We start from the raw sequence: 6,867 nt of genomic DNA on the forward strand, positions 1-6,867 counted from the left end.
GCGCCCACAGGTGCGGCGCAGGCGCCCACCGCTGATCTGGCCACGGCCCAGACCAGCGCCACTGCAGCGCCGTCCACCCGCAGCGGCAGCAAGAGCAAGGCGCGCAAGGCTTGAGCCACCCCGCCTCTGCCAGCACCACCCCATCCCATGCTGCCCTCACCGACCTGGCAGCGCGGATTGATGCCGCCCTGCCCCAGACGCAGTGCACGCGCTGCGGCTATCCCGACTGCGCCAGCTATGCGCAGGCCATCGCCCAGGGGGAGGCGGCCATCAACCAGTGCCCTCCGGGCGGTGCTGAGGGCGTGGCCCGCCTGGCCGCCATCACGGGCCATGCCGTGGCGCCCTTGAGCGCCGACCATGGGGTGGAGGCACCGCGCAGCGTGGCCTTCATTGATGAGGCGTGGTGCATTGGCTGCACCTTGTGCATCAAGGCCTGCCCCACAGACGCCATCGTGGGCTCCAACAAGAAAATGCACACCGTCATCGAGCCTTACTGCACAGGGTGCGAGCTGTGCATCCCGGTCTGCCCGGTAGATTGCATCCAGCTCGACAACGCCAGCGGCATAGCCACCGGATGGGCTGCGTGGTCTGATGCGCTCGCGGTCCAAGCCAAACAGCGGTATCAGCAACACCGTCAGCGGGTGCCGCTGGAGGATGTAGAGGACGAAGGCTCCGGAGCGCAGGCCGATTCGACATCGGCCGCCACCCACAGCCCAGCCGCCGCTGCGGTGGCCGCCGAGGGCATGGAGGCACGCAAGGCGGCCATTGCCGCCGCCATGGAGCGCGCACGGCAACTGCGTGAAAAGGGAGCGCGCTGAGAACGGCACTTGGTCCGCTGGACCAGCAACCGCCTGTCTGCGGGTTACCGCGCGGCCAGCGATTTGTACACGCCGCAGCCCACGTACCAGTCCCCCACCCGGCTCACGTAGGACATCTTGGTTTGCACCGCGCCGGTGGCCGGGTTGTTGATGTCGTACTCCACCCACCCCGGGGCGCGGTCGGCCTGGGTAACGATGTCGCTCACCAGCCGGTCGCCGGCAATGCCGGGGATGTCTTGCACCCGGGTGCCCACCTTGGCCGGGTTGCCGCCAAAGGCCAGATAGGTCCCGCCGGCGTCCAGCACAAACACATACATGTCACGGTCATGGTAGGGCTGGGTTTTGTCGGTGATGCTGCGCAGGAATTGATCACGCGAACTGGTCTTGTGCAGCGCCACCGCCTTGTTCACCAAGGCCACTGCCTCATCGGCTGTGCCCTGCTGCAGGCGAAACGCCGCCACCGCTTGCGACAGGGTGGACGCGCGGTGCTCCAGCGCCTCGGCCTGCGAGACCGCGTGGCCCACCATCTGGGCGTTGTGCTGCGTGATCTGATCGAGTTGCTGCACGGCGGAGCTGACTTCGCTCAGTCCCGTGCTTTGCTCGGCGCTGGAGCCGGATATCTCGGTCATGCTCGCCGCCACACTGCGGATGCCGCTGGCCATGTTGGCAATGCCCTCGCCCGCCGACCGGATCAACCCGGCGCTGGCCTCCACCTGGCTGACCGAGGCGCTGATCAGCTCGCGGATCTCCCGCGCCGCGTCACCCGAGCGCTTGGCCAGCGTGCGCACCTCGCCCGCCACCACGGCAAAGCCCCGGCCCTGCTCACCCGCACGGGCGGCCTCCACCGCAGCGTTCAGGGCCAGGATGTTGGTCTGAAACGCAATGCTGTCGATGACACCAATGATCTCGGTCATGCGGCGCGCGCTTTGCTGGATGGCCTCCACCGACTGCACGGCGCGGGCCATGGCCTCGGCTCCTGTGTCGGCTGCCTTGCGTACTTCTGCGGCGCGGGCATCGGCGCTGCGCGCGGTCTGTGCGTTGTTCTGCACGGCCGACGACAGCTGCTCCACGCTGGCAGCCGTCTGCTCCAGGTTGGCCGCCTGCTGTTCGGTGCGATCGGCCAGCGACCGGTTACCTTGCGCCAGGCTCTGTCCCGCATGGGCCACCAACGCAGCATTGCTGCGGATATCGGCCACCATGGCCGACAGTGCGAGCACCATGCGGTCCAGCGACTGGGCCATGGACCCGACCTCGTCCCGCCCATAAACACCCGCCCTGGCACACAAATCACCGCGTGTGGTCTGCTCCATCGCATGCGCCAAGCCTTGCAGGTCGGATGCCAGACCCGCATACAACGCGCACAGTGCATACAGAACCACGGCGGCTGCCAATGCCACCGCCCACCACGGAGCATCCACGGCGGCCATCGCCAGGGCGCCACCCATCACCACGCCCAGTGTCACCAGTTTGCCCGGCAGGTGCCACCTGCGCATCCACCAGAGCCCGGGGCGCAGCGGTAGGAATCCAGACATCTTGTCTCCGTTATCGTTTTTGAATGTGGGCCATGCTATGTGCCCGCTCTTACGTCGGATTGACAACTCGGCATGGGGTAAACAGTGCTTGACTGCGCACCTGGCCCTGCCCCTCGCCATAGACGGCGCGACACCCTGCACCATGCCGTGGGCGTATGCCCTTCGCCCATAATGTCGCTCCATGAATCCCCTGCTCTCCCAACTCCAGCCTTACCCCTTCGAGCGGCTGCGGCAACTCTTTGCGGGAGTCACACTCCCGGCGGCTTACAGCCCCATCAGCCTGGGCATGGGTGAGCCGCGCCATCCTACACCGCAGTTCATCAAAGATGCACTCAGTAACAACCTGGGCGGACTGGCCAGTTACCCTGCCACCGCAGGCGAACCCAAGCTGCGCGAGGCCTTTACCCAGTGGATACAACAGCGCTATGCGCTGACCCTGGACCCGGGCACCCAGGTGCTGCCCGTCAACGGCTCGCGTGAGGCACTGTTTGCATTTGCGCAGACCATCATCGATCCCTCGCAAGGCCAGCCGCTGGTCGTCTGCCCCAATCCGTTTTATCAAATCTATGAAGGTGCCGCCTTGCTGGCGGGAGCCCAGCCGTACTACGCGGCCAGCGACCCCGGCCGCAACTTTGCGGTGAACTGGGACGCAGTGCCCGAGGCTGTGTGGCAACGCACCCAGCTGCTCTTCGTCTGCTCCCCTGGCAACCCCACGGGCGCCGTGATGCCGCTCAGCGAGTGGAAGAAGCTGTTTGAGCTGAGCGACCGCTACGGTTTTGTGATTGCCTCGGACGAGTGCTACAGCGAGATCTATTTCCGCGACGAGCCGCCCCTGGGCGGCCTGCAGGCTGCGGCGCAGCTGGGGCGCGGCGACTTCAAGAACCTGATCTCCTTCACCAGTCTGTCCAAACGCAGCAATGTGCCCGGCATGCGCAGCGGCTTCGTGGCTGGCGACGCAGCGCTGATCAAGTCGTTCTTGCTCTACCGCACCTACCACGGCAGCGCCATGAGCCCCATCGTGCAGGCCGCCAGCATCGCTGCCTGGGGTGATGAAAAGCACGTGGTGGACAACCGGGCGCTGTACCGCAAGAAGTTTGCCCAGGTCACACCGCTGCTGGCTGGCGTGATGGAAGTCGCCCTGCCGGATGCCGGTTTTTACCTGTGGGCCAAAGTACCGGAAGCCCTGGGGATGGACGATGCCGAGTTCGCGCGCGCCCTGCTGGCTCAATACAATGTCACGGTGCTGCCCGGCAGCTACCTGGCCCGCGAGGCCCAGGGGAGCAACCCCGGCGCCCAGCGCGTGCGCATGGCCCTGGTGGCCGAAGCCGAAGAATGCGTGGAAGCTGCGCTGCGCATCGTGCAATTCATCCAATCCCGTACTGCCTGATCTGATCGACAACAACATGACCCAACAACTCCAAACCCTCATCGACAACGCCTGGGACAACCGCGCCAGCCTCTCGCCCGCCGCCGCCCCCAAGGAGATCCAGGACGCCGTCGAGCATGTGATTGCCGAGCTGAACAATGGCAAGCTGCGCGTGGCCACCCGCGAAGGCGTGGGCCAGTGGACCGTGCACCAGTGGATCAAGAAGGCCGTGCTGCTGTCGTTCCGCCTCAAGGACAACGAGGTCGTCAAGGCTGGCGACCTGGGCTTTTACGACAAGGTGCAGACCAAGTTTGCCCACCTGTCCGAAGAAGAAATGAAAGCCACCGGCGTGCGCGTGGTGCCGCCTGCTGTGGCCCGCCGTGGCAGCTTCATCGCGAAGGGCGCGATCCTGATGCCGTCGTATGTGAACATCGGCGCCTACGTGGGCGAAGGCACCATGGTCGACACCTGGGCCACCGTGGGTTCGTGCGCACAGATTGGCTCCAACGTGCACCTGTCGGGTGGCGTGGGCATTGGCGGTGTGCTGGAGCCTCTGCAGGCCGGCCCCACCATCATCGAAGACAACTGCTTCATCGGCGCACGCTCCGAGGTGGTCGAAGGCGTCGTGGTCGAAGAAAACTCCGTACTGGGCATGGGCGTGTACCTGGGCCAGAGCACCCCGATCTTCAACCGTGCCACCGGCGAAATCAGCTACGGTCGCGTGCCCTCGGGCTCGGTGGTGGTGAGCGGCAACCTGCCCAAGACGGCCGCCAACGGCACGCCCTACAGCATGTACGCTGCCATCATCGTCAAGCAGGTGGACGCGCAAACCCGCTCCAAGACCAGCATCAACGACCTGCTGCGCGACTGATCGCGTTGCATGAGAGCGGCTCGATGGGCCGTTTTGCCGACAGAGACTGACAACAAGAGGGAAACACCATGAGCACGATGGAACGAATTCTTCGCCTGATGGCAGAGAAAAAGGCCTCCGACGTCTATCTGTCGGCCAACGCGCCCGCGCTGATCAAGATCAACGGCGAGTGCGTGCCCATCAACAACCAGATCCTGCCGCCCGATGCGCCACGCAACCTGCTGTCCGAAGTGGTCCCCCCGGACCGTATCGAAGAGCTGGAAGAAACCGGCGAACTCAACATGGGTGTGCCGCTCAGTGGCGTGGGCCGCTTCCGGGTCAGCGCCATGCGCCAGCGTGGCAGCTATGCGGTGGTGATCCGCTTCATCTCGCAGCAGATTCCCGAGTTCGACACCTTGGGCCTGCCCCCGGTGATGCGCGAGCTCATCATGGAAAAGCGCGGCCTCATCCTGATGGTGGGCGCCACGGGCTCGGGCAAGAGCACCTCGCTGGCGTCAATGATCGACACCCGCAACGAGGCGCTCACCGGCCACATCCTCACCATCGAGGACCCGGTCGAATACCAGTTCAAGAACAAGAAATCCATCGTCAACCAGCGCGAGATCGGCAGCGACACCCAGTCCCTGCAGACGGCCCTGAAAAACGCGCTGCGCCAGGCGCCCGACGTGATCCTGATCGGTGAAATCCGCGACCGCGAAACCATGTCGGCCGCCATCGCCTATGCGCAGTCGGGTCACCTGTGCCTGGCCACGCTGCACGGCAACAACAGCTACCACGCGCTCAACCGCATCCTGTCGTTCTACCCCGTCGAAGTACGACCCACCATGCTGGGCGACCTGGCATCGGCACTCAAAGCCGTGGTTTCCCAGCGCCTGGTGCGCAAGACCGACGGCGGCCGGGTGCCGGCAGTTGAAGTCATGCTCAACACCAAGCTGGTGTCCGATCTCATCGAAAAAGGGGACTTCTCGGGCGTCCGCGAGGCCATGGAAAAATCCATGGCCGAAGGATCGCAGACCTTTGAAGAAGCGCTGGCCCGCCTCATCATGGATGCGCAGATCGACCGCAAGGAAGGCATGGCCTACGCCGATTCGCCCACCAACCTGATGTGGCGCCTGCAAAACGACTTTTCCCTGGCCGCCAACGCCGCCAAGGCCCAGAAAGAAGCACGCGATGCACCCGACGATACACCGTCGTTCACCGAGATCGTGCTGGACGTCAAGCCGGCGGCGTGATGTGACGCCCCTTGAGCGGCCTGCGGAGTCCTGCCTCAGGGGAACGACGCGCTCGGTGCCTGGCATCCCTTGCTCGGCGGCTCTGGCCTGGGCCACGCAGCGCCAATGCCTGTACCCATGATCGCAGCCCGGCTGCCTGTCTCCATTCCCTGACCCCATCCCATGTCCCGTACCCTGCACCTGGCTGAACAGCTCATCTCCCTGCCCTCCATTACGCCGGAGGACGCCGGCTGTCTGGATCTGCTGGCCACACGGCTCGCTCCGCTCGGGTTTGTGTGCGAACGACTGGACAGTGGGCCCACAGACTTCCGTGTCAGCAATTTGTGGGCAAAGCGGCCGGTAGCGCTAGTGAATCATGCCTCATCCGCTATCAAAACAGTAGTGTTCGCAGGCCATACCGATGTCGTCCCCACCGGGCCTCTGGCCCAGTGGAGCAGCGACCCGTTCGTGCCCACCCACAAGGACGGCAAGCTCTATGGCCGGGGTGCGAGCGACATGAAGACCTCCATCGCAGCCTTTGTGGTCGCGGTGGAAGAGTTCCTGGCCGCCACGCCCGCACCGCTGATCGAGCTGGCCTTTTTGCTGACCAGTGACGAGGAAGGTCCTTCCGTTGACGGCACCAAGGTCGTGGTCGAGCAGTTCAAGGCGCGTGGCGAAAAGCTTGATTACTGCATCGTGGGCGAACCGACCTCGGTCGAGAAAACCGGTGACATGATCAAGAATGGACGGCGTGGCACCTTGAGCGGCAAGCTCAGCGTGCGCGGTGTCCAAGGCCACATCGCCTACCCACAACTGGCCCGCAACCCCATCCACCAGGCCCTGCCCGCCCTGGCAGAACTGGCGTCCACCGCGTGGGACAACGGCAATGCCTTCTTTCCGCCCACCAGCTGGCAGATCAGCAACATCCATGGCGGCACCGGCGCCACCAACGTGATCCCGGGTGAGGTGGTGATCGACTTCAACTTCCGCTTCTCGACCGAATCGACGGCAGAGGGACTGCAGCAGCGCGTGCACGCCGTGCTTGACCGCCACGGCCTCGAATATGACC

General features: G+C 64.8%; 6 protein-coding genes. 5 read left to right on the forward strand and 1 reads right to left on the reverse strand.

Annotation, left to right across the window (positions count from 1 at the left end; genetic code table 11):
• The first annotated feature begins 110 nt into the window (after window positions 1-110).
• Entirely contained in the window at window positions 111-818 is a 708-nt protein-coding gene (gene rsxB / locus DBR23_RS23780) for an electron transport complex subunit RsxB (RefSeq protein ID WP_108499780.1), read from the forward strand.
• A 44-nt stretch (window positions 819-862) separates the two neighbouring features.
• On the opposite strand, the gene DBR23_RS23785 is transcribed toward rsxB, so the two are convergent.
• Window positions 863-2,350 carry a methyl-accepting chemotaxis protein gene (locus DBR23_RS23785; RefSeq protein ID WP_108499781.1) on the reverse strand — a complete coding sequence of 496 codons (1,488 nt, stop codon included), beginning with the start codon at window positions 2,348-2,350 and terminating at the stop codon, window positions 863-865.
• Window positions 2,351-2,531: 181 nt separating this feature from the next.
• Here DBR23_RS23785 and dapC point away from each other — a divergent pair, with 181 nt between their 5' ends.
• From dapC to dapE, 4 genes are all read left to right on the forward strand, one after another.
• Window positions 2,532-3,737: a succinyldiaminopimelate transaminase gene (dapC, locus tag DBR23_RS23790; protein ID WP_056062643.1), complete on the forward strand. Its 1,206-nt coding sequence runs from the start codon at window positions 2,532-2,534 to the stop codon at window positions 3,735-3,737.
• Window positions 3,738-3,753: 16 nt separating this feature from the next.
• On the forward strand, window positions 3,754-4,587 hold the full coding sequence (gene dapD / locus DBR23_RS23795) for a 2,3,4,5-tetrahydropyridine-2,6-dicarboxylate N-succinyltransferase (protein WP_056062639.1): 834 nt from the start codon (window positions 3,754-3,756) through the stop codon (window positions 4,585-4,587).
• 68 nt (window positions 4,588-4,655) lie between these two features.
• Window positions 4,656-5,819 (forward strand): PilT/PilU family type 4a pilus ATPase, encoded by a 1,164-nt coding sequence (locus DBR23_RS23800; RefSeq protein WP_060987304.1) that lies wholly within the window; start codon window positions 4,656-4,658, stop codon window positions 5,817-5,819.
• Between the two features lie 162 nt (window positions 5,820-5,981).
• On the forward strand, window positions 5,982-6,867 hold an 886-nt coding region (gene dapE, locus DBR23_RS23805; protein WP_369882162.1), incomplete at its 3' end, for a succinyl-diaminopimelate desuccinylase.

The organism is Acidovorax sp. HMWF018 (genome assembly GCF_003061035.1).
GTDB lineage: Bacteria > Pseudomonadota > Gammaproteobacteria > Burkholderiales > Burkholderiaceae_C > Acidovorax > Acidovorax delafieldii.